Source organism: Actinoplanes sp. NPDC051388 (assembly GCF_055586225.1).
In genome coordinates this window covers 34082-57332 of sequence record NZ_JBVJIP010000006.1, presented here as the reverse complement: position 1 = coordinate 57332, position 23251 = coordinate 34082, and the positions used below count along the sequence as shown (strand labels likewise).

The following is a 23251-nucleotide window of genomic DNA, read 5'->3' as shown; positions in this document are numbered from 1 at the left end:
GAAGTAGGACGTCCGGCCGCCGGACCCCTAGGTACCGTCGGGTCGTGGTGGAGATGAGAATGCGACGACCGTCGCCCACGCTGCTCTGGTGGTTCGCCACCGGGACACTGGGCGCGGCGGTGCTCGTGGTGTCCGCACCCGTCGCGGCCTCGGTCTACGACGTGCCGCTGGTGATCGCGTTCATCGCGGCGACCGCCCAGGGGGTGGCCCTGCCGCTGACCCTGGTCCGACCCGTAGAGGCGACGCTGCTGCAGTTCGCCGGCGTGGTCGTCTTCGCGCTCTCGCCGCCGGAGGATCCGAACCTCACCTGGCCGCTGACCATCCCCGCGATGATCGCGCTGAGCCTGCACATCGGGCTGGTCGGTCTGCGGCACAGCTGGCGGATGGCGCTGGTCACGTGGTGGGGCAGCGTGCTGATGATCATCCTGGTGGCGGTGCTCGACCCGCGCGGCCGCGGCGTGCAGACCGCCGACGAGACGATGATCGTCTATGCCACCGACTCGGTGCTGGTGCTGATCGCGGCGATGGTGATCCGGCACTGGTCGGGCATCCGCCGCCAGCTCGCCGAGGCCCGCCAGGACATCGCGGTCGAGCAGAGCCAGCGCGCGGTGGTCGAGGAGCGCACCCGGATCGCCCGCGAGCTGCACGACGTGGTCGCGCACAGCATGTCGGTGATCCACATGCAGGCGACCTCGGCTTCCTATCGCCTGAAGAACGCCGACCCGGAGTCGAAGGAGGAGTTCGCCCGGATCGCGGCCGGCGCCCGGTCGGCGATGCGCGAGATGCGGCAGCTGCTGTCCGTGCTGCGCGACGAGAACTCGGCCGGCGACCCGGCCCTCGCGCCGGTGCCCGGCCTCGACCGGGTCGAGGAGCTGGCGGAGTCGACCCGGCAGGCGGGGGTCCCGGTGGACTTCAAGATGGGTACGGTGCCCGCGCTCCCGGACACCGTCGGCACGGCCGCCTACCGCATCGTGCAGGAGTCGCTGAGCAACGTGATTCGGCACGCGCCGGGCGCGCGTACCCTCGTGGTCGTTGATTTCGATCCGGGGGAGAGCGTGCTGGAGCTGTCCGTGTGCAATGACGCGGCGGCCTCGCCGTCGACCGAGAGCTCGCCCGGCGGGCACGGCTTGCACGGCATGCGCGAGCGGGTGCGGTTGCTCGGCGGGGCGCTGGAGACGGGCCCTCGCGAAGAGGGCGGTTACCGGGTGGCGGCGCGGTTGCCGGTCCGGCTCGACGGGAGCAGCGCGTGATCAGGATCCTCATCGTGGACGACCAGTCGATGATCCGCGTCGGCATCCGGGCCATCCTCGAGTCGCAGGACGACCTGACCGTGGTCGGCGAGGCGGAGAACGGCCGCGCGGGCGTCGACAAATACCGCAGCCTGCGTCCGGACGTGGTGCTGATGGACGTGCGGATGCCGGTGCTCGACGGGCTCGCGGCGACCAGCGCTCTGCTCGGCCCGGAGCGCGTCGAGGGGCATCAGCCGCGGGTGCTGATGCTGACCACGTTCGACCTGGACGACTACATCTACGAGGCGTTGCGGGTGGGCGCGAGCGGCTTCCTGCTCAAGGACAGCGAGCCGGAAGAACTGCTGCAGGCGGTGCGGGTGGTGGCGGCCGGCGAGGCGCTGTTGTCGCCGAGCGTGACCCGGCGCCTGATCGAGAACTTCGTGGCCGCCCGCCCGCGCCCGTCCACCGGGGCGACGGCGCTCAACGGGCTGACCGACCGCGAACGCGAGGTGCTGCGCCTGATCGCGCTGGGCATGTCGAACGCGGAGATCGCGGCGAGCCTGTTCATCGCCGAGCAGACCACGAAGACGCACGTCAGCCGCATCCTGCAGAAGCTCGGCCTGCGCGACCGGGTGCAGGCGGTGGTCTTCGGCTACGAGTCCGGCCTGGTCACCCCCGGAGCCCCGCGCTGAGCACGTTCGTGCACATGGCGATGTCTGTGCGCGAACGTGCACATCGGCTAGCACTGGGTAAGCCGCCGTCGGCGAAATATCAGAGTGAGGGCGGCCCCTCTCCCGAGCAGATCATCGAGCTGCTCCGCCGGGGGCGGGTCCGGGATCTGGCCGGGCGGCTGCCGGAGGCGTTTCGGGAGGCGGCCGGCGGCGAGGCGGTAAAGGCGTTGCGGTCGGGTTGCCCGGGCGCTTGGCTGAGCGGGTGGACGAGCATGCGAAGCGGTGCCTCGACGCTCTGGCGGAGTCGTGATCCGGGTGGCTCGGGCCGACGAGCTCGGGCGGCTGCAGGAGATCGAGCTGGCCGGCGGGCAGCTCTTCGCCACGATCGGGCTGGATGAGGTCGCGGGGCATCCGCCCTATTCGGTGGCTGAGCTCGAGCACTTCCGGGACGGCGGCGGGCTCTGGGTCGCCGGGGACCCGGCGATGGGTTACATCGCCACCGAGCGGGTCGACGGGTGCCTGCACATCGAGCAGGTGACCGTCCATCCCGAGCATGCCGGCCAGGGGATCGGGCGCGAGCTCATCGAGCACGTCGCGCGGCTGGACGGTGGGCCGGTCACGCTCACCACGTTCGTCGAGGTGCCGTGGAACGGGCCCTATTACGAGCGGCTCGGCTTCCGGCGGCTGGCCGACGACGAGGTGACCGAGGGGCTGCGCCGGATCCGGGAGCGCGAGGCCGCCATCGGCCTGGACAAGTGGCCGCGGATGGCGATGCGCCGCGAGTCAACTCCGGCGCAGGCGGGATAGCCACTTCCGCTCGATCTCGGCTTCCACGTCCGACCTCCTCCTGCAACTTCAGCAGGAACCAGGCGTCGTCCGGCTCGAACTCGTGCACCTCCGCGTAGCGACGCGAGATGGCGACGACGTCCTCGGTCAGCCCGCGCAGATCCATGCGCCGCACGCTAGCGGACGGTGATGACCACCTTGCCGCGGAACTCGCCCGCGGCTCCGCGAAGCCTAGGAAGCCGGCACCGGGGCGTCCGCCACGGTCGAGCGGATGAGCTCGGCCAGCCCCACCATCGGGTCGCCGTCGTTCGTGCCCAGGTGGTTCTTCAGGCACGCCACCGACAGGTTCAGATCCGGGTACATGCCGGCCAGGCTGCCGCCCATGCCGCCCCAGCCGCAGCGCTGACCGTTCACCTCGACCGCGTAACCCAGCGACTTGGGCCCGTCGCCGCCGAACGACCAGTCCGGCCCGCTGGTCTGCACGCTGGTGATCGTGCGCAGCCGGTCCGGCGAGATCAGCCGCACGCCGTCGACCTCGCCCATCAGCGCGGCGTACATGCGGGCGATGCCCTTGGCGCTGACCGTCCCGACCGCCGGGATGTCGGTGCGCAACACGTCCCGCCGATTGCCGAGCGCGGCGTCCGGGCGTACCCCGGGGGGTGCGATCTTGTCGAAGTTCTCCATGTGCGCACTGATCGTCTCGACCGCGGCGGACCAGTTGCGGTCGCTGAGCCGGGCCAGGTGGCCGAGCGGGATCTTCTCCGGCACTCCGAAGAACAACTCGCGCTCGGCGCTCAGCGGGCGCGCGACGTCTTCCGCCAGCACCCCGGGCAGCAGCCGGCCGGTGGCCCGGCGCACGGTCTCGCCGACCAGCCAGCCATAGGTCCACGCGTGGTAGCCCCGCTGGGGTGCCCGGCTCCCAGAGCGGCGCGGACATCGCGATGGTCCGGCACATCCGGTCCCAATCGAGAAATCCTCGGGCGTCGTGTACGACGGCAGCTGCGGCACGCCGGCCGAGTGGGTCAGCACGTGCCGAAGCGTCGTGGCGCCGTGGACCGCTCATGGTCGGGTTATCCATACCCTGGATCGACGTGTCAGCGGGATCGGCGGGAGTTCCCCGCACGCATAGGTTCAATGCCATGAACGCCTCCCGGATCCTTCGCCAGCTCGGCCAGGACACGCAATACGTTTTGCTCGGCTTCCCGCTGGGCCTGATCGCCGTGGTCCTCAGCATGGTTCTCTTCTGGCTCGGCGTCGGTCTGACCATCATCTGGATCGGGCTGCCGCTGCTGATGGCCGTGATGCTGCTGATGCGCGGGTTCGCCGTGCTGGAGCGGGCCCGGGTCGGCGCGGTGCTCGGCAAGCGGCTGCCGCACCCGAACTACAAGCGAGTGGTGGGGCCGAGCTTCTGGCGCCGCGTCTTCACCCCGATCTCCGACGGGCAGTCCTGGCTGGACCTGGTGCACGCGATGTTCCGGTTCATCCCCAGCACCATTGCCTTCTGCTTCGTGGTGACCTGGTGGGCGGGCGCTCTCGGCGGCCTGACCTTCCCGCTCTGGGACTGGTCGATCCCGCGCGGCCCGGACAACGTGGATCTGCCCGAGCTGATCGGTCTCGGCGCCGGCCTGGGCACCCGATACGAGTTCTACATGGCCGCCGGTCTGTTCTTCGCCCTCACGCTCTATCCGGTGCTCCGGGGCAGCGCGATGCTCGAGGCCGGGTTCGCCAAGATGCTGCTGAGCAACGTGAGCGAGCTGCGCGAGCAGGTCGCGGTGGCGCAGGCCGACCGGGACACCGCCCGGGCGCAGAAGGACGCCGCGGTGTCCGCCGAGGCGATCGCGCTGCGCCGGCTCGAACGCGACATCCACGACGGACCGCAGCAGCGGCTGGTCCGGCTGGCCATGGACCTGGGCCGGGCCGAGCAGCAGTTCAGCACCGACCCGGAAGCGGCCCGCGCGACCGTGGCCGAGGCGCTCACCCAGACCCGCGAGACGCTGGACGAGCTGCGTGCCCTCTCCCGGGGCATCGCGCCGCCGATCCTGGTGGACCGGGGCCTGCCCGCCGCGCTGACCGCACTGGCCGGCCGCTGCACGGTGCCGGTCGAGCTGGTGGTTCCGACGATCGGGCGGCTGGACCCGGCGACCGAGACGACCGCGTACTTCGTGGTGGCCGAGGCGCTGACCAACATCGCCAAGCACAGCCAGGCCACCGAGGCCCGGGTCGCGGTCGAGCAGTCCACCGGCCACCTGACCGTCGAGGTGATCGACGACGGGGTCGGCGGAGCCAGCCTGGCCAAGGGGCACGGGCTCGCCGGCCTGGACGATCGGGTGCGCGCGGCCGGCGGCTCGCTGAACGTGCAGAGCGCCGAGGGCGTCGGCACGCTGCTCCGGGTGGCCCTGCCGGTCTAGCGATAGGGCAGTATGGCGGCATGCGTGTAGTGATCGCCGACGACGCGGTGCTGCTCCGCGAGGGCCTGGTGCGGCTCATCGAGGAGAACGGGCACACGGTGGTGGCCGCCGTCGGCGACGGTCCCGCCCTGGTCGACGCGGTCGTCGAGCACAAGCCCGATGTGTCCATCGTGGACGTTCGCATGCCGCCCTCGCACACCGACGAGGGTCTGCGGGCCGCGGTCGAGGCCCGGTCCCGGGTGCCCGGCAGCCCGATCCTGGTGCTCTCGCAATATGTCGAGGTCTCCTATGCCGACGACCTGCTGGCCGACCGGGCCGGCGGGGTGGGTTATCTGCTGAAGGACCGGGTCTCCGAGGTCGCCGACTTCCTCGACACGCTGGCCCGGGTGGCCGGCGGCGGCACGGTGCTGGACCCGGAGGTGGTGTCCCAGCTCTTCGTGCGCCGCCGCCGCGACGATCCACTGCGGAGCCTGACGCCCCGCGAGCGCGAAGTGCTGGCGCTGATGGCCGAGGGCCGGTCGAACACCGCGATCGCCCGCAAGCTGGTGGTCACCGACGGCGCGGTGGAGAAGCACATCCGCAACATCTTCACCAAGATCGACCTGCCGCCGGACGACGAGCAGCACCGCCGGGTGCTCGCGGTCCTGGCCTATCTCCAGGGTTAGTAGGGGTAGCCCTACTACGGACCGGCCTGCTCGCCGGATCGAGTCCGGGCAGCGCAGTTCCTAGCGTCTCTGTCATGCAGAAGCAAAGGCAGATAAAGGGTCTGGCCGCCCGCGCGGCGGTCTGGAGCGCACGTCATCGCACCCTCGCCATCCTCGGATGGCTCGCCTTCGTGGTGGCCGCCAGCGTCCTCGGTGGACAGGTCGGCACGATCTCGGCCACCGACGCCGATCAGGGCCACGGCGACTCCGCCCGGGCCGACCGCATCGTGGCGGACGCGGGCTTCCCGATCGAACCGGCCACCGAGATGGTCATCATCCAGCGCGGCACCCCCGGCGACCGCGAGGACGTCGCCGCGGAGGTCGCCGCCGCCCTGAACGGCCTCGGCACGCCGGGCGAGCCGATCGTCTCGCCGGACGGGCAGTCCACGCTGGTCACCTTCACGCTGCCCGGTGACCCGGACACCGCCAAGGAAAGGGTGGCCCCCGCGCTGGACGCGGTGGCCGGCGTGCAGGCCGCGCATCCGGAGCTCTACGTGGCCGAGAGCGGCCCGGCCAGCGCCGACCTGCTGATCGACGACAAGCTGGAGAGCGGGCTCACCACGCTGGGCCTGCTGAGCATCCCGCTGACCCTGGGCATCCTGCTGGTCGCGTTCGGCGCGCTGGTGGCGGCGCTGCTGCCGGTGGCGCTGGCGGTGACCGCGATCATCGCCGCGGGTGGCCTGCTCGCCTTCGCCAGCCGGGCGGTGCCGGCGGTGGACGCCACCACGCACGTGATGCTGGTGCTCGGGCTGGCGGTCGGCGTGGACTACTGCCTCTTCTACATCCGGCGGGAACGTGACGAGCGGCGGGCCGGCGCCGATCCGGAACGGGCGCTGGTGGTCGCCGCGCAGACGTCCGGCCGGTCGGTGTGGATCTCCGGCCTGACCGTGGTGGTGGCGATGTCCGGCATGTACTTCACCCAGGACGCGACCTTCGCGAGCTTCGGGACCGGCACCATCCTGGTGGTGGCGACCGCCGTACTGGGTTCGCTGACCGTGCTGCCGGCCATCCTGTCGCTGCTCGGCGACCGGGTCGACGCGGTCAAGATCCCGGGTCGCTATCGCCGCCGGAACGACAACCGGGTGTGGCGCGCGATCGTCCGGGTGGCTCTCGCCCGGCCGCTGCTCTCCGCGCTGGCCGCCGGTGCGGTGCTGGTCACGCTGGCGCTGCCGGTCTTCGACCTGCGCACCAAGGCCGAGGGCATCGACGACCTCTCGCCGGGCGAGCCGGTGGTGGCCGCGGGACTGGCCACCCGCGACGCGTTCCCGGCCCGGGTGGGCCCGGCCGAGGTGGTGGTGCGGGGCACGGTGAGTGGGCCGGCGTTCGACGCCGCGGTGGCTCGGCTCTCCCCCGAGGGCGAGGTACGCGTGAACCCGGCCGGCACCGTGGCGATCATCCCGTCCCGGCTGCCCGTCGAGGAGTTGCGCGCAACGGCGCCCGGGGTGTTGCCGGGCGCCCTGGTCACCGGCGACACGGCCCGTGACCTGGACTTCAACAACCAGCTCGAGGACAGCGTCCCGTACGTGTTCGGCTTCGTCCTCGGCCTGGCGTTCATCCTGCTGCTGGTGTCGTTCCGGTCGGTGGTGATCGCACTGACCGGTCTGGTGCTCAACCTGCTCAGCGTGGCCGCCGCGTACGGAATGCTGGTCTGGGTCTTTCAATATGGCCACTTCACGTCGCTGCTCGACTTCACCCCGGCCGGCGGCATCACCAACTGGCTGCCGCTGTTCCTGTTCATCACACTCTTCGGCCTGTCCATGGACTACCACGTGTTCGTGCTCAGCCGGATCCGCGAGGGCCACGACCGCGGCCTGCCCACGAGGCAGGCGGTGGCCGAGGGGATCGGCGGCACGGCCGGCGTGATCACCAGCGCCGCGGTGGTGATGGTGGTGATCTTCGGGCTCTTCGCGACGCTGCCGATCGTCTCGATGAAGCAGCTCGGCGTGGGCCTGGCCGCGGCCGTGCTGCTCGACGCCACGATCATCCGCGCGGTGCTGCTGCCCGCGGTGATGGCGCTGCTCGGCAAGCACAACTGGTGGCTGCCGCGCTGGCTGCGGTGGCTGCCCGAGATCAGCCACGACGTCGCGACCACTTCGGCGCCGGCCGTCGACACCGAGGAGGAGCGCGAACTGGCGCGGGCGTGACACTTTCCTCGGTGGCGGACACATGCCAGTGGGAGGGGATGGCATGGACGACTCCGAGAAACGGTTCACCGCGATGTACGAGGCGCACTACGACTCGGTAGCGCGCTTCGTACGTCGCCGCGCGCCCGACGTGGACCTGGCCGACGTGCTGGCCAGGGTCTTCCTCGCGGCCTGGCAGCGATTCGCCGACGTGCCGCCGGACGCCGCGCTGCCGTGGCTCTATCGCACCGCGGGCAACGTGCTGGCCAACGAGATCCGCGGCCGGCAGCGCGCGGTGCGGCTCACCGAGCGGGCCGGGCTGCTGCACGAGACCGGGCCGGATCACGCCGAGCACGTGGTCGACCGGGTGGCGCTGGCCGCCGAGTTCGACCGGCTCGAGCCTCGCGACCAGGAGATTCTGCGGCTGATCGCGTGGGAGGGGCTGTCCGTGCGGGAGGCGGCGACGGTGCTCGGCCTGCGCCGGACCACGGTCGCGATGCGGGTGAACCGGATGCGGCGGCGGCTCCGGCCGGTCCCGTCCGATCAGGGGTCGTGGCTGTTCCGCGATGTCACCGAAGGGAGCACATCATGAACGCCGCCGATGAACTGCGCCGGCAGTGGCAGCCGCTGGATCCGGCGGCCGGGGAGACCGGGCCGGGGCTGGAGACGCGGGTCGACACGCTGGCCGGGATCCTGGCCACGCGGCCGGCGCGAGTGCGGCAGAACCCGGTGAGCCGACGGTGGGTTCTGGCCGGCGCGGGGGCCGCGGCCGTCGGAGCGGGGGTGGTCGCCGTGCTGCCGCGGGAGAAGAAGAAACCCGGCGAGGGTTATCGCATGACCCCGGCGATGTTGTCCTACGCGTCGTTCGACGGCGAGCAGGGCGCGCGGGCCCGGCTGGAGAAGATCGCCGACGCCGCGGCGGCCCGGCCGTTTTCGCCGAGCGGGCTGCCGGAACACCTGAAACGCAAAGGCTGGTACCTGTACACCGACGCCCGCCAGGGCTATTCGGCGACGTTCGTCCAGGAGATCGAGGTGTGGCGCCGGCCGGACAACTCGGGTGTCGAGGCGATCACCGAGGGCGACACCACGCGCCGCCTGGACCACGGACCCGGCAAGCTGGCCGGGATGTGGCCCGCCGGGAACGACCGGCCGCCGACCGGCACGGACGCCGCGAAGAAGTGGCTGGCGATCGGTCACCCGCCGGAGAACGGCCCGGCCGAGGTGATGACCGCGGTCACCGACCTCATCCGCGAGCGGGTGCTGACCCCGGCCGAACTGGCGGCGGTGCTGAGGGTGCTGGCCCAGCAGCCGGGGCTGACCGCGAACGGCGAGGTCGAGGATCGGGCCGGGCGGGTCGGGCAGGCGTTTTCGCTGGACTCGGACTACAGCGGCCTGATGACCCGATACACGCTGATCGTGGACCCGGCGACCGGCGTGGCGCTCGGCCACGAGCAGATGCTCACCACGAGCGCCGGCAAGCTCGGAGTGCCGATCCCGTCGGTGATCGGCTATGAGTCCTACCTGGTCAGCGACCACGCGGCGATCCCACCGAAGTAGGCGGCAGACCGGCGGCCGGGGCGGAGGTGGCGGCCTCCACCCCGGCCGGTCCGGAGTTGGTGCGTGGTCTCGCCGGTGCACGCCGCGGACGGGCGGCAAGCACCGAGGGGTCCACAGTAGGTGATGGCCGAGGGATGACGATCATCGAGATCATGCATCACAGCGAATCGTTACGCAGCACTACGCGAGAGTGAGCGGTCCTTCACTCTTCTCCGGGGAACAGCAGCTCACCCATGGCGCTGCCGGTCAGCGGCTCGGCGAAGTAGTATCCCTGACCCAGCTCGCAGTTCCCGTCGGTGAGCTCGGAAAGCTGGTCGGCGTCCTCGATCCCCTCGGCGATCGTGGACAGGTGCAGCGCCTGGCCGAGCTGGATGATGCCCAGGGTGAGCGCCGCCGCGGTCGGCTCGTCGCCGACGTCGTCGACGAACGACTTGTCGATCTTGATGATGTCCACCGGGAACCGGCGGAGGTACGCCAGCGACGAATATCCGGTGCCGAAGTCGTCGATCGCCAGGCGTACGCCGAGGGCCTTGACCCCCTCGAGCTGCCGCAGCGTGCTGGACCGATGGTCGACCAGCAGGCTCTCGGTCAGCTCGATCACCAGCAGCTGTGGCGCCAGGCCGCTGTCGGCCAGCACCGCGCCCACGAGGGCCGGCAGGTTGCCCTGGTCCAGCTGCACCGCGGAGAGGTTCACGCTGACCGTCAACGGGGCGTCGCGGCGCTCGTTCCACCGGGCCGCCTGCCGGCACGCCTCGCGCAGCACCCACTCGCCGATCGGCACGATCATGCCGGTCTCCTCGGCGAGCGGGATGAAGTCCAGCGGCGGGATCGTCCCGCGATCCGGGTGCTCCCAGCGGACCAGCGCCTCGAGCCCGGTGATCTCCTTGGTGCGCAGGTGCACGATCGGCTGGTAGCGCAGCTGGAACTCGTGCCGCACGATGGCCCGGCGCAGGTCCGCCTCCATCTGCAGGGCGGCCTGGAACTCGTCCTGCAGGGCCGGCTGGAAGATCTCGAAGCGGTCCTTGCCCTGTTTCTTCGCCTGGTACATGGCCAGGTCGGCGCGGACCATCAGCTCCTCGGCGTCGTGCTCACCGGTCTCGGCGAACGCGATGCCCACGCTGGAACTCACGTAGGTCTCCTTGCCGCCCAGGCGGAACGGCTCGCGGATCGCGTCCAGGATGCGCTGGGCCACCGGCACGACCTCCTCGACGCTGCTCACCGAGGGCAGCAGCACGGCGAACTCGTCGCCGCCGAGCCGGGCCGCGGTGTCGCCCTTGCGCAGGCACTGCTGGATTCGCTCGGCGACGCCCTGCAGCAGCTGGTCGCCGGCGGCGTGCCCGAGCGAGTCGTTGACCACCTTGAACCGGTCCAGGTCGACGAAGAGGGCGGCCACGCCGTGCGGCGTGCCGGCGAACGCCTTCTCCATTCGGGTGGTGAACAGCGCCCGGCTGGCCAGACCGGTCAGTGAGTCGTGGAAGGCCTGGTTCATCGCCTCCAGCGTCTTCGCGTCGGTGACCGCGAGGCTGACGTGCTCGGCGAACGCCTTGAGCACGTCCTGCGACGGCTTGTCCCACTCGCGCCCGGCGTCGTAGGAGCCGACCGCCAGGGCGCCGACCACCCGGCCGTTCTCGTGCACCGGCACCGCCATCACGGCCTTCATCCCGTGCACGGCGATGTCCGGGACCGCGATCGGCGACCCGTCGTAGTCCTCCACCGCGACCAGCTCGTCGCCCATGATGGCCAGCCCGGACACACCCGCCGAGGGCAGCGGCACGCGGGTCAGCCCGGCCTGCGCCGCCGCCGAGATGCCGATCCCGGAGACCATGCTGGCCACCGAGGGATCGTCCGGCTCCAGCAGGGCGAGGCAGGCGAAGGCGACGTTCAGCAGCTCGGCGGCACCGGCCGTGACGGTGTCCAGGATCTGCTGCAGCGGCGCTCGGCGCGCGATCGCCCGCTGGATCGCGGAGAGCTGCTCGAAGAGGCGCTCACGCTCGTGCAGCGAGTCGACCAGGCGGCCGTTCTCGGCCGCGTGCCGGCGCTCCGACTCGATGACCTCCAGCGCCTGCAGGCTCAGTTCGAGCACCCGGGCCATGCCGCGGAGCAGACAGATCTCCTCCGCACTGAACGCCGGGCCGCGCCGGGCCAGCACCAGCACGCCGGCCGCGAGCCCCCCGATCTCGGCGAAGGTCACCGCATGGGTGCCGCCGCCGATCTCCAGCGTGCCGCGCCGTCCGGAGGCGATCTCGGTCAGATCGTGTGCGGACACGAGGTCGGCCGGAATCCCGACCGCGGCCGTCACCGCGCCGTCCACCACGAGCACCGCGATCTCCGCCTCGAGCGCGAGAGCCGCGCACTCGACGGCAGCGTGCTGCGCGGCCGGTCCCGAGGGCCGGTCGGCGACGACGGACAGGAATTCCGTCAGTTGCTGGGTTGCGAGCGCCACGGTTCAAGAGGTCGGCGGGCGATCGCGGAACCTGAGTGCTTCCGGCCCTCGGCGATGACCGTTCGGACACGACCGCTTGGACCGCTCTCACACCACCGGGCATGCTTCGGGCACGCTTTCCGGGCAATCGGTCATGACCTTCATCCTGGTTCGTGTCGCGCTGGCACGATATCAAGGGTGTCGCGGTTGCCGGAAAACGGGCAAGGACACAACAAAGTTGCTTAGGCTGTGACGGGGACCACACGTTTCGCCGGTGTTACAAATGGTCCACGGCAGGCGCGGCACGAAAAACGCCTGCAGTGGCGGCCGGAGGTGCGGGTTGAATGCGGACGAGCGGCAACACCAGATTGTCACTCTGGCTCGGCGGCAAGGCGAGGTCGACGTCGCCAAACTGTCTACCGAGCTGACCGTTTCAGCCGAGACCATCCGTCGTGACTTGCGATTGCTCGAAAAGCACGGTCTGCTCCGGCGCACGCATGGCGGTGCGTACCCGGTGGAGACCGCGAAATTTGAAACCGACCTCGCGATGCGCACCACGCGCGGGGTTCCCGAGAAGCGTCGAATTGCGGCGGCCGCGGTCGCACTCATCGGCGATGCCGAAACCATTTTCATCGACGAGGGCTTCACGCCGCAGCTGATCGCCGAGGCGTTGCCCACCGACCGTCCGCTCACCGTGGTCACCGCCTCGCTGAACACGGCGGCCTGGCTGTCCACCAACTCGCCGGTCACGGTGCTGCTGCTCGGGGGCCGGGTCCGGGGTCGCACACTGGCCACGGTCGATCACTGGGCCAGCACCATGCTGGCCGGTTTCGTCCTCGACCTGGCGTTCGTCGGAGCCAACGGGATCTCCCGCGAGGTGGGCCTCACCACGCCCGACCCCGCGGTGGCCGACGTCAAGACGCAAGCCGTGCGCGCGGCCCGCCGGCGCATCTTCGCCGGCATTCACACCAAGTTCGGCGTACGCACGTTCTGCCGATTCGCCGAGATATCGGATTTCGAGTCACTGGTCACGGACACCGGCCTCCCGGCGTCCGAGGCGCATCGCTATTCACGGCTCGGGCCACAAGTGATCCGAGTCTAAAAACGCAACACGCGTCACCACACCGGCAAATAGTCTTCAGGTCGGTTGAATCGTGCATTTCTTAAAACGGAGGATCTGCCGTGCAGAAACCAGGTAGGAAACTGTCGCTCGTGCTGGCCGGCGCAATGGCCGGCTCGCTCGTGCTCTCCGGTTGCTCGGGCGCCGGTTCGACCGGCGGCGGGGGCACCGAGGGCGGCGACAACACCATCACCGCTCTGATGGTCGGCAACCCGCAGATGGAAGACATCCAGAAGCTCACCGCCGACAACTTCACCAAGCAGACCGGCATCACCGTGAAGTTCACGATCCTGCCGGAGAACGAACTGCGCGACAAGGTGACCCAGGACGTCGCGAACCAGGGCGGTCAGTACGACGTCGCCACCGTCGGCGCGTACGAGGTGCCGATCTGGTCCAAGAACGGCTGGCTGCACGAGCTGTCGACCCAGGCCGCGGCGGACAGCGCCTACGACCAGGCCGACCTGCTCAAGCCGATGGTGACGTCGCTGACCGGTGACGACGGCAAGATGTACGCGGCGCCGTTCTACGGCGAGTCGTCCTTCCTCATGTACAACAAGGACCTCTTCGCGGCGGCCGGCCTCACCATGCCGGAGAAGCCGACCTGGGCGCAGGTCGCCGACTTCGCCCAGAAGCTGAACAAGGGCGACGTGGCCGGCATCTGCCTCCGCGGCCTGCCCGGCTGGGGTGAGCTGTTCGCCCCGCTGACCACCGTCGTCAACACGTACGGCGGCACCTGGTTCGAGAAGGACTGGACGCCGAAGGTGAACTCGCCCGAGTTCAAGGAGGCCACCGACTTCTACGTGAACCTGGTCAAGAACTATGGCGAGTCCGGCGCCCCGCAGGCCGGCTTCACCGAGTGCCTGAACACGTTCGGCCAGGGCAAGGCGGCGATGTGGTACGACGCCACCTCGGCGGCCGGCACGCTGGAGGACCCGAGCGCCTCGAAGGTGGCCGGCAAGGTCGGTTACGCGTACGCGCCGGTGAACAAGACCGAGTACTCCGGCTGGCTGTGGACGTGGGCGTGGGCCATGCCGAAGACCACCAAGAAGGCCGACAACGCCTGGAAGTTCATCTCCTGGGCGACCAGCAAGGACTACGAGCAGCTGGTCGGCAAGAACCTCGGCTGGTCGCGGGTGCCGTCCGGCAAGCGCACCTCGACGTACTCCATCCCGGAGTACAAGGAATCGGCCAAGGCGTTCGCCGACATCACGCTGAAGTCGATCGAGAACGCCAACCCGCAGAACCCGGGTCTGCAGCCGCGGCCCGCGCTGGGCGTGCAGTTCGTCGGCATTCCCGAGTTCGCCGACCTCGGCACGAAGACCTCGCAGGAGGTCAGCGCGGCCATCGCCGGCAGCAAGACGGTCGACCAGGCACTAGCCGACGGTCAGAAACTCGCCGAAGACGTGGCGGCGAAATACAAGTAGGGCCAACCGCCGCCGCCGGACGTGAGTCCGGCGGCGGCGCGCCACAACAGGAAGGCTCTTTTCCGATGACCGATGTCATCCCCCGGGCGGACGAGAAGACCGAGACCCCGCCCCCCAGCAGCCCCCCGTCCGTCAAAGGCAGCGCCGGTGAACGTTGGTCGCGCCGCGCACCGCTCCTGCCGGCCCTGATCTTCGCCATCATCGTCACCCAGCTGCCGTTCCTGTTCACCATCTACTACTCCACCCTGAGCTGGAACGCGCTCCGGCCGGGCGTGCGGGATTTCGTCGGGATCGACAACTACGTCACCGTGCTCACCGACGACCGGCTGCGGTCGGCGCTGCTGAACACGGTGCTCCTCACCGCCGGCGCGGTGATCTTCTCGATCATCCTGGGCCTGTTCTTCGCGATCCTGCTGGACCGCAAGTTCTTCGGCCGGGGCATCGTGCGGACGTTCTTCATCACGCCCTTCCTGATCATGCCGGTGGCGGCCGCGCTGCTGTGGAAGCACGGCATCCTCAACCCCGACTACGGCCTGATCAACGGCGTCTTCGGCGGCGACACGGCGTGGACCACGTCCTACCCGAAGACCACGATCATCGCGGTGCTGGTCTGGCAGTGGACGCCGTTCATGATGCTGATCCTGCTGGCCGGCCTGCAGTCGCAGAGCAACGACGTGCTCGAGGCGGCCCGGGTGGACGGCGCCGGCGCCTGGCGGATCTTCACCACCATGACGCTGCCGCACCTGCGGCAGTACCTGGAGCTGGGCGCGCTGCTGGGCTCGATCTACCTGGTGAACACGTTCGACGCGATCTTCACCATCACCCAGGGCGGTCCGGGCACGGCGACGACGAACCTGCCGTACGAGATCTACCAGACCATTTTCAGCAAGTACGAGTACGGCGAGGCCTCGGCGGCCGGCGTGGTCGTGGTGATCCTGACGATCATCGTGGCGAACTTCGCGCTGCGCGTCATCTCGGGCCTGTTCAAGGTGGAGGAGGGCCGATGACCACGATCACCGCGGCGGCGACACCCGCCGCGAAGCGCCGCCAGTGGGGCAACGGCGTCTGGGGCGCGGTCGCCTGGATCGCCGCGATCATCTTCGTGTTCCCGGTCATCTGGATGGTGCTGACCGCGTTCAAGCAGTCCAACGACGTCACCACCAACCCGCCGGTGTGGATCTTCACGCCGACCGTGGAGCACTTCGAGACGGTGCTCGGCGGCAACATCGTGCCCTTCCTGCTGAACTCGCTGATGGCCAGCGTGTTCTCCACCCTGCTGGTGGTCGTCCTGGCCACCCCGGCGGCGTACGCGTTGTCGCTGCGGCCGGTGCGGAAGTGGACCGACGCGCTGTTCTTCTTCATCTCCACCAAGATGATGCCGCCGGTGGCCGCCGTGCTGCCGGTCTATCTGCTGACGGTGAAGATCGGCATGAAGGACAACATCTGGACGATGGTCATCCTCTACACGTCGATGAACCTGCCGCTGGCGATCTGGATGATGCGCTCGTTCCTGCTCGAGGTGCCGCGGGAGGTGCTGGAGGCGGGCGAGGTCGACGGCGCCGGGCTGGTGCTCTCGATCCGCAAGATCGTCCTGCCGATCGTCGCGCCCGGCCTGGCGGCGACCGCACTGATCTGCTTCATCTTCACCTGGAACGAGTTCTTCCTGGCGGTCAACCTGACCGACACCAACGCGAGCACCGCGCCGATCTTCCTGCTCGGCTTCATCTCCGGCCGGGGACCGTTCCTCGCCGACCTGTCCGCCGCCGCCACGCTGCTCTCGCTGCCCGTGCTGATCGCCGGCTGGGTCGCCCAGAACAAGCTGGTCCGTGGTCTGTCGATGGGCGCCGTCAAGTGAGGGCAGCCGTCGTCGTCACACCCGGCACGATCGAGATCCAGGAGGTGCCGGACCCGGCGCCCGGACCCACCGACGTGGTGGTCAAGCCGGCCGCCGTCGGGATCTGCGGCACCGACCTGCACATCATGGACGGCGAGTTCGCGCCCGCCTTCCCGATCGTGCCGGGCCACGAGTTCGCCGGCGAGATCGTCGCGGTGGGCTCGGCGGTCAGCGGCTACACCGTGGGCGACCAGGTCGCGGTCGACCCGTCGCTGTACTGCGGGCACTGCTACTACTGCAAACGCGCCCGCGGCAACCAGTGCGAGAACTGGAACGCGATCGGGGTCTCGGTCAGCGGGGGAGCGGCGGAGTTCGTCGCGGCCCCGATGGCCAACCTCTTCGCGCTGCCGCAGCACCTGGCCGCCAAGGACGCCGCGCTGATCGAGCCGTTGTCCTGCGCGGTCCGCGGCTTCGACCAGCTGCCCCGCAACATGGCGGACAACTTCCTCATCTACGGCTCCGGCACGATGGGCCTGATGATGATGGAGCTCGCCAAGCGGGCCGGCGCGGCGACGGTGTCCATCGTGGACCTCAACCCGCAACGGCTGGAGACGGCTAAGCGGCTGGGCTGCACGGCGGCGGTGACCAGCGCCGACGAACTGGAGGCGCCCCGCGGCTGGGACATCGTCATCGACTGCACCGGGGTGGCCGCCGCGATCCGGGACGGCCTCGGGCGGGTCGGCCGCGGCGGCACGTTCCTGCAGTTCGGGGTGGCCGGCTACGACGCGCGGGTGGAGATCGAGCCGTACGACATCTATCGGCGCGAGATCACCATCACCGGGTCGATGGCGGTGCTGCACAGCTTCGACCGGGCCGGCCAGCTGATGGCGGCCGGCGTGCTCGACCCGTCGGTGTTCGTCAGCCACCGGTTCCCGCTCGACTCCTATGCCGAGGCGCTCGATCAGTTCCGCCAGGGCGTCGGGCGAAAGATCCTGATCGAACCGTAGTTGCGACTGTCATTTCTGTCACCTTCAGTTATGCGTTGGTGACTTCGGGTTGTCAGGGCACTGCTCCACGGGTGGAATGGAGCAGTGCCCCCGCCCGCGACGCACCCCCTCGCCGCCGGCCGGCTCGGCGCGCCGGCGCTGATCTTCGTCGCCCTCGCCGCGGCCGTTCCGCTCTCCGTCGTCACGACCATCACCCCTTTCGGGTACGCGGACAGCACGATCCCGTTCGTACCGCTGGCCTTCCCCGCGGCCGCCGTGATCCTGCTGCTCTTCGCGGTGGGCTATGCGGCGATGGCCCGCCGCTCGCCGAACGCCGGCGCCCTCTACTCGTTCATCGCCCGCGGCCTCGGCCGGCCGATCGGCGTCGGTTCCGCCTGGCTGGCCCTGTTCTCCTACAACGCCCTGCAGATCGGCCTCTACGGCGCGGTCGGCATCGCGGCCGCGCCGATGCTGGACAGCTGGTTCGGGGTGGCCGCGCCGTGGTGGGCGGTCGCGGGCGGTTGCTGGATTGTGGTCACGCTCTGCGGCCTCCTCCGCGTCGAATGGGTCGGCGCGATCCTCGCCCTGGTGGTGCTCGCCGAGGTCGCGGTGATCACCGGTTTCGGCGCGGCGAACGTGCTCGAACCGGCCGGCGGCCGGGTCACTCTGGACACGCTCACCCCCGCCGGTTGGGCGACGCTGGACCGTCCGGCGCTGGGCGTGCTGCTGGTGGTCGCCGCGTTCAGCTTCGTCGGCGTCGAGACGACCGCGGCCTACGGCGAGGAGACCCAGCGCCCGCGCCGGTCGATCGTGCGGGCCACGTACCTGTCGATTTTGGCCCTTGGTCTGCTCTATGCCTTTTCGGCGTGGGCACTGAGCGTGGCCGCCGGCCCCGGCCGGATCGGAAACCTGTCCGCGGGACGCGGCGCCGAGCTGATGTTCGACCTGATCGGCGAGCGCCTGGCGCCGTGGGCGGTGACGCTGGGCCGGGTGCTGGTGCTGACCGGCCTGATCGCGGCGATGATCTCGCTGCACCACACCATCGCGCGCTACACGTTCGCGCTCGGCCGCGAGGGCGTCCTGCCGGGCCGCCTGGGCCGCACCGGCGCCCGCACCTCGATCCCGTTCACGGCGTCGCTGGCGCAGAGTGTGGTCGCTCTGCTGGCCCTGACCGGCGCCTACCTGGCGGGCTGGGACCCGTTCACCCAGCTCTACCCGTGGCTGACGACGGCCGGCGCGCTGGGCGTCCTGCTGCTGATCCTGGCCACGTCGCTGGCCGCGCTGCTGTTCCTCAACCGAGCCCCCAACGACGAGAACGCCTGGGTGCGTTTCGTCGCTCCCGCCCTGGCCACGGTCCTGCTGGGCGCACTGGCCTACCTGGCGTTCGCCAACCTGCCCCACCTGCTGGGCGTCCACGCCGGTCACTTCATGGTGATAGCGGTGCCGTCGGCGTATGCGTTGTGCCTGCTGTTCGGCGTTTCCTACGGGACGGCGTTGCGAGCGATCAGCCCGATCACCTATGCGGGGATCGGGCTGGGCGGCACGGCGGTGGTGGTGGCGCCGGCCGTCCCGCGCCCACGCCAGCCCGGAGCCCACCGCCCCGAACGCATCGAAAGCTGATCACGCCGGCCCGAGCCCCGCTCCCCCTGTCCACTCCCTGTCGATCGCCGATGTCCCAGCGGCGCCGTCGTAATATCGACGGCTCCCGACAGTCTGGCTCTCTGATCGGCCTGACCGGGTGCCGGCGGAGGGGTCAGATTCGTGTTGAACATCGAGCGGGGAATGACGTGCGATCACGTCGTGGAACTCATCGGACCGCCGCTCAGCACGATGAGTCGCGACGAATTCCTCGCTACCTACCAAAGGGCAACCGACGTGAGCTCGCCGCAACCGCGTGGGCTGCTCGCGCGTCTGCCCCGGCGACAGCAGCCGCGGCCTGAGCGCCCGCAGCCGCGGTCCGAGCCCATTACCTGGTATTACGCAAACGTTCCCGAAGGGCAATCGACGTCTGTCTCGTTCCGGCAGGGGGTCGTGGACACGGTCACCTCATCGCCTCACCTACCGGCCCGGGGCGGCCCACAGCATGACTACCTACCCGCGGAAACAAAAGGCTTTAGCGCGCTGGTCCCCGTTGATCTGCTGTCCGGCGAGGAGCGACGCGGAACTCTGCGGTGAGCCGCCGACCACTGGAATCTCCACCGCGCGCCACCAGGCGCCCGTAGCCGTAGGAGCGCCCGCCCGAAGGTGGAAGGGTGTCGACCGGCGAAACCTGACAATTGTCAGCGGTCCGTCTGACTCCACTCACCGTCAGCCGATGACAGCACTCACTGGGTTGAGCGCGCGCCGGCGATGAGGCTTGTCGATGACAGCAGAAGCCAGACGGATCATTCAGCAGGAGGAACGATGACGCATCGGCAACGACTAACGATGATCGTCTTTACGGTGCTCGCGGCGATGGGACTCACCCTCGCCGGCCCGGGCGTGGCCAGTGCCGCCCCGAGCCCCCAGGCGGCCGCGGCGCCGGTCACCGCCCTCACCACACCGGTCACCGGTACGGGCGACAACGGCTCCTTCGACGGCGCCTTCACCCCGACGTCCTTCATGGAGCAGAACGGGCAGCTGGTGGCCAACGGCGTGCTGACCGGCACGGTCAAGGACGCCGACGGCGACACCGTCGGCACCGTCACCCGCAACATCAGCGCGCCGGCGGCCATCGCCGCGGCGACGTGCCAGGTGCTGCACCTGGTCCTCGGGCCGCTGCACCTCGATCTGCTCGGCCTGACGATCGACCTGAACCGGGTGAACCTCCTGATCAACGCGGTGGCAGCGCCCGGCAACCTGCTCGGCAACCTGCTGTGCGCGATCGTCCACCTGCTCGACGGCAACCCCACCGCCGGTGGACTGGCCGCCCTGCTGAACTCGATCCTGGCTCTGCTCGGCCAGCCGTGACCCGTCCAGCTTGACCAGCAGACTGACGCAGCCGCACCCCGCCATGGTGCGGCTGCGTCGCCGTCTGGTCAGAGCCAGCCGGCGCCCTCGGCCAGGCGGACCGCCTCCAAACGGTTACGGGCACCGGTCTTGCGGAGGATCGTCGAGATGTAGTTGCGTACGGTGCCCGTGCTCAGGTGCAGCTCCGCGGCGACCTCGTTGGACGGCACGCCGGATGCGGCCACGCTCAGCACGTTGAGCTCGCGCGCGGACAGTGGACTTCGCGGGGCCGCCACCATCGCGACGGCCAGGTCCGCGTCGATGACCCGTTCGCCCTGCACCAGCAGGCGGATGCCGCGGACCAGCTCACACGGCGCGGCCTGGGTGCTGACGACCCCGCCGACACGCAGCTCGAGCGCCTGACCGAGCAGTGCCGACTCGTCCGGGCCGGCCAGCGCCAGGACCGCGCAATCCGGCAGCTCGGCGGTGAGCCGGGTGATCGTAGCCAGACCGTCGCCGGCCAGCAGAGCGATGTTGACCACGACCACGTCCGGCCGCACCGCGCGGGCGATGTCCAGCGACTGGTCGAGGTCGCCCAGCTCGGCGACTACGTCGAGTTCTTCCTCCAGGGACAACGTCACGGCGAGCGCGCCGCGGAGCAGATTAGTGGGTTCGATGAGCAGAATGCGGATCACGATTCGGCCTCCCAGCCAGGTCTTCGCTACGGCCGCACCAAGTGGTGCCGGCCGGATTCCGGTGGGAGGTCGTTCAGCTGGGAGGACCCGCGTAGCGGACGATGCGTCCGCAGGCGCGGAGATCAGTGGCCAGGCGATGGCCGGCGGCCGCCGCGTCAGGCCGCCACGACGACGAGACGGTGCCCATCGCGGGGGAGTTGCCGCCACCGGAGTCACGCGCTTGCCCGGTGAAAATCGAGCGGTCGACAGGCTGCCTCGGCGACGCGGGGAGCGGCGCTGAACCGGGGTGAGCCGACGGTGCCGGCGGCTTGGCCACGTCTGACACATCGGACGCAGGCGCGGGAGCCGGCGGTTGCGGGAGCGGGAGAATCTGCGCGGGCACCGGCGGTGCAAGCTGTGCCAGAGGCGGAATCGCCGGCGCCGTGACTCCGCTCAGCGTCGGCGCCGGAACCAGGCCGGGCTGTAGCGACACAGGCAGTTGCGGCAACGCGTGCAGTTCGGTCTGCGGCGGCGGCAAGGAGGGTAGCTGCGGCAACGCGGGCAGCTCGGCCTTCGGCAGATCCGTCAACGTCTGCCGGATGGCCGCCGTTCGCTTGTGCCGAGAGGTGTCGATCTTCTTGTTCGCCAGATGAGCTCTCGGCGGCCGAACCTCAGCCACCTTCACCGTCGGCCGGTGACTCCGCTGTGAGCGAGCCTTCGCCTTCGGCCGAACCGACTTCTGCTTCGAGACCACCTTGCCGGCTCCCCCGGCCACGGTCTTGATCGATGCGACTTGATCCGTCACACCGCTCTGCTTGATCGGCTGGTCGTTCGCCCCCGAATCGGCCCGCGCCGCGTGGTCGAAGAAGCTCAGCACGAAGAACGCAGCGACGGCTACGCCAAGCAGAACGAGCAGGCGAACAATGCGCCGAGTCTCCCCGGCCGCATCGTCCCCTCCTCGCACGCTCGCGCTCCGCATCCAACCTGCGGTACCCACTGCGGGCAAGCTGACACTCATCAGGTCCGCCGGAGTGGCGGCGGCGACGCCGACGCCGGGCTGTGGATCGCCTCGCCGTTGCCCACGGCCAGGATGGCTCGGGTCATCTCCTCGTAGTTCTGCGGAAGCCCGCGGCCGTCGTCGGTGAACGGGCGCTGTCTTTCGCGCCGAGAACCAGGTTCGGCAGGTCGAACTGTGGGACATCGGCGTGGGACCGCCGCACGGGTTAAGGTCGCGTGTTCGGCATGGGGGAGGGTGGATGGCGCGCGCCGGTGGGGTGTTCTGTGTCGAGGGGCAGTGGGACGACGATCTGACCCGGCAGGGCTCGGTGCTGCCATTGCTCGAACTGCTGGAGAGGCTCGGCCGGATCCGATTCATCCACCGGGACACGGCCACCCCCGACGAGCTGCACCACTACCTGGAAACGTGGCTGACCCGCCGCTACGCGACCTTCAAGGTCGGCTTCTTCGCCATGCACGGCAACCCGAGTCAGCTCTGCCTGACCGGCAAGCAGACGGTGGAGCTGGACGAAGTGGCCGGCTGGATGTCCGGCCGGTGCGCGGGCAAGAAGCTCTACTTCGGCGCCTGCTCGATCCTGCGCGCCCCCAACGGCGACCTCCAGGAGTTCCTGCACGAGACCGGCGCCACGATGCTCTGCGGCTACACGAAGCAGATCGACTGGATCGAGAGCGCCGCCCTCGAGACTCTGGTGCTGGACACCCTGGTCAACGGCGCTCGGGTGGACAGCCTGGAACGCCTGATGCACTCGGCGCGCTGGCGGACCCTGGCCGACCACCTGGGCTTCCGGGTCATCTATGCGGCCTGACCCGTCAGCCGAAGAACTCCTGGATCTGAGTCAGTGTCAGGTAGCCCTGCTGGTCCGGCCCGCGGGTGTCGCCGGACAGCGGCCGGGCGGTCACCTCGAGGTCCTGGGGCCGGGCCGGAAGCTCCGGCACCGGCGGGACCGGCGGCAGCGCGGTCAGCCCGATCGCCTCCCGGATCACCTCGAACATGCCGGTCAACTCGGCCGTCGCCAAGCCCACGATGTCCCCGCCGCCGGCGACCGGTGGCGCGCTGGTGAAATTTGCCCGCACCCGGTCGCCCGCCTTGCGGATGTCGGCGCTCGGGCGAAGATGATCAAGGCGGTCCTCGGCGACGATGCCCAGCTCACACGCCGCCATGCCGGAATCCTGCCACCAACGGCGCCAGGCGGGGTCGGCGTCCAGCGTGACGGCGACGTGTCGCAGCGCCGCCATGTATGCCCGCGGCGCCTGCCCGTCGCGAGTGGTCGTACCCAACTGCGGATGCAACCACGTATCCATCAGCGCATGGTGACAGTGCCGTCACGCATCTCGGGGGATCGCGCCGTGGCGCGTCGGGGTGGATGG

Annotated in this window: 20 protein-coding genes and 1 pseudogene; 16 read left to right on the top strand and 5 right to left on the bottom strand. The window is 70.0% G+C overall.

The window, feature by feature from the left end; translation table 11 throughout:
- Positions 1-59 precede the first annotated feature (59 nt).
- The 3 genes from ACZ6TI_RS16835 to ACZ6TI_RS16825 all read left to right on the top strand — a co-directional run bounded on the left by ACZ6TI_RS16835 (position 60) and on the right by ACZ6TI_RS16825 (position 2707).
- On the top strand, positions 60-1250 hold the full coding sequence (locus ACZ6TI_RS16835) for a sensor histidine kinase (protein WP_465345971.1): 1191 nt from the start codon (positions 60-62) through the stop codon (positions 1248-1250).
- Positions 1247-1921, top strand: a complete 675-nt coding sequence (locus tag ACZ6TI_RS16830) for a response regulator (protein ID WP_465345970.1) — start codon at positions 1247-1249, stop codon at positions 1919-1921. Before ACZ6TI_RS16835 ends, ACZ6TI_RS16830 begins: the two co-directional genes overlap by 4 nt.
- A gap of 261 nt (positions 1922-2182) precedes the next feature.
- Positions 2183-2707 carry a GNAT family N-acetyltransferase gene (locus ACZ6TI_RS16825; RefSeq protein ID WP_465345969.1) on the top strand — a complete coding sequence of 175 codons (525 nt, stop codon included), beginning with the start codon at positions 2183-2185 and terminating at the stop codon, positions 2705-2707.
- 210 nt (positions 2708-2917) lie between these two features.
- Here the strand turns inward: ACZ6TI_RS16825 and ACZ6TI_RS16820 are convergent.
- A pseudogene (locus ACZ6TI_RS16820) lies at positions 2918-3724 on the bottom strand (serine hydrolase); the annotation flags it as partial.
- Positions 3725-3825: 101 nt separating this feature from the next.
- Between ACZ6TI_RS16820 and ACZ6TI_RS16815 the strand changes: the two are divergent.
- From ACZ6TI_RS16815 to ACZ6TI_RS16795, 5 genes are all read left to right on the top strand, one after another.
- Complete coding sequence (locus ACZ6TI_RS16815; RefSeq protein WP_465345968.1) at positions 3826-5094, top strand: sensor histidine kinase; 1269 nt, start codon at positions 3826-3828, stop codon at positions 5092-5094.
- Between the two features lie 20 nt (positions 5095-5114).
- A complete protein-coding gene (locus ACZ6TI_RS16810) occupies positions 5115-5759 on the top strand; it encodes a response regulator (protein ID WP_465345967.1) in 645 nt (214 codons plus the stop codon).
- Between the two features lie 74 nt (positions 5760-5833).
- On the top strand, positions 5834-7942 hold the full coding sequence (locus tag ACZ6TI_RS16805) for an MMPL family transporter (protein ID WP_465345966.1): 2109 nt from the start codon (positions 5834-5836) through the stop codon (positions 7940-7942).
- Between the two features lie 43 nt (positions 7943-7985).
- A complete protein-coding gene (locus ACZ6TI_RS16800; protein WP_465345965.1) occupies positions 7986-8513 on the top strand; it encodes an RNA polymerase sigma factor in 528 nt (175 codons plus the stop codon).
- The gene (locus tag ACZ6TI_RS16795; RefSeq protein ID WP_465345964.1) at positions 8510-9478 is read left to right on the top strand and encodes a CU044_5270 family protein; all 969 of its coding nucleotides are present in this window, start codon (positions 8510-8512) and stop codon (positions 9476-9478) included. The genes ACZ6TI_RS16800 and ACZ6TI_RS16795 overlap by 4 nt, the downstream gene beginning before the upstream one ends.
- Positions 9479-9680: 202 nt before the next feature.
- Here ACZ6TI_RS16795 and ACZ6TI_RS16790 read toward each other — a convergent pair whose 3' ends face one another.
- Positions 9681-11921 (bottom strand): putative bifunctional diguanylate cyclase/phosphodiesterase, encoded by a 2241-nt coding sequence (locus ACZ6TI_RS16790; RefSeq protein WP_465345963.1) that lies wholly within the window; start codon positions 11919-11921, stop codon positions 9681-9683.
- 319 nt (positions 11922-12240) lie between these two features.
- Here ACZ6TI_RS16790 and ACZ6TI_RS16785 point away from each other — a divergent pair, with 319 nt between their 5' ends.
- The 7 genes from ACZ6TI_RS16785 to ACZ6TI_RS16755 all read left to right on the top strand — a co-directional run bounded on the left by ACZ6TI_RS16785 (position 12241) and on the right by ACZ6TI_RS16755 (position 20213).
- Positions 12241-13002, top strand: a complete 762-nt coding sequence (locus ACZ6TI_RS16785) for a DeoR/GlpR family DNA-binding transcription regulator (RefSeq protein WP_465345962.1) — start codon at positions 12241-12243, stop codon at positions 13000-13002.
- 80 nt (positions 13003-13082) lie between these two features.
- Positions 13083-14444, top strand: coding sequence for an ABC transporter substrate-binding protein (locus tag ACZ6TI_RS16780; protein ID WP_465345961.1), 1362 nt, complete (start codon positions 13083-13085; stop codon positions 14442-14444).
- A 65-nt stretch (positions 14445-14509) separates the two neighbouring features.
- Positions 14510-15451 carry a carbohydrate ABC transporter permease gene (locus ACZ6TI_RS16775; protein ID WP_465345960.1) on the top strand — a complete coding sequence of 314 codons (942 nt, stop codon included), beginning with the start codon at positions 14510-14512 and terminating at the stop codon, positions 15449-15451.
- A complete protein-coding gene (locus tag ACZ6TI_RS16770) occupies positions 15448-16299 on the top strand; it encodes a carbohydrate ABC transporter permease (protein ID WP_465345959.1) in 852 nt (283 codons plus the stop codon). Before ACZ6TI_RS16775 ends, ACZ6TI_RS16770 begins: the two co-directional genes overlap by 4 nt.
- The gene (locus ACZ6TI_RS16765) at positions 16296-17285 is read left to right on the top strand and encodes a zinc-dependent alcohol dehydrogenase family protein (RefSeq protein ID WP_465345958.1); all 990 of its coding nucleotides are present in this window, start codon (positions 16296-16298) and stop codon (positions 17283-17285) included. The genes ACZ6TI_RS16770 and ACZ6TI_RS16765 overlap by 4 nt, the downstream gene beginning before the upstream one ends.
- Positions 17286-17369: 84 nt before the next feature.
- Complete coding sequence (locus ACZ6TI_RS16760; protein WP_465345957.1) at positions 17370-18884, top strand: APC family permease; 1515 nt, start codon at positions 17370-17372, stop codon at positions 18882-18884.
- A gap of 807 nt (positions 18885-19691) precedes the next feature.
- Positions 19692-20213 carry a hypothetical protein gene (locus ACZ6TI_RS16755; protein ID WP_465345956.1) on the top strand — a complete coding sequence of 174 codons (522 nt, stop codon included), beginning with the start codon at positions 19692-19694 and terminating at the stop codon, positions 20211-20213.
- Between the two features lie 68 nt (positions 20214-20281).
- Here the strand turns inward: ACZ6TI_RS16755 and ACZ6TI_RS16750 are convergent, their stop codons facing one another.
- Together ACZ6TI_RS16750 and ACZ6TI_RS16745 are read right to left on the bottom strand one after the other, a co-directional pair.
- A complete protein-coding gene (locus ACZ6TI_RS16750) occupies positions 20282-20887 on the bottom strand; it encodes a LuxR C-terminal-related transcriptional regulator (protein ID WP_465345955.1) in 606 nt (201 codons plus the stop codon).
- A 73-nt stretch (positions 20888-20960) separates the two neighbouring features.
- Positions 20961-21845: a hypothetical protein gene (locus tag ACZ6TI_RS16745; RefSeq protein ID WP_465345954.1), complete on the bottom strand. Its 885-nt coding sequence runs from the start codon at positions 21843-21845 to the stop codon at positions 20961-20963.
- Between the two features lie 277 nt (positions 21846-22122).
- On the opposite strand from ACZ6TI_RS16745, the gene ACZ6TI_RS16740 reads away from it, so the two are divergent.
- The gene (locus ACZ6TI_RS16740) at positions 22123-22689 is read left to right on the top strand and encodes a DUF6642 family protein (protein WP_465345953.1); all 567 of its coding nucleotides are present in this window, start codon (positions 22123-22125) and stop codon (positions 22687-22689) included.
- A 4-nt stretch (positions 22690-22693) separates the two neighbouring features.
- Here the strand turns inward: ACZ6TI_RS16740 and ACZ6TI_RS16735 are convergent, their stop codons facing one another.
- The gene (locus tag ACZ6TI_RS16735; RefSeq protein ID WP_465345952.1) at positions 22694-23185 is read right to left on the bottom strand and encodes a hypothetical protein; all 492 of its coding nucleotides are present in this window, start codon (positions 23183-23185) and stop codon (positions 22694-22696) included.
- Positions 23186-23251 lie beyond the last annotated feature (66 nt).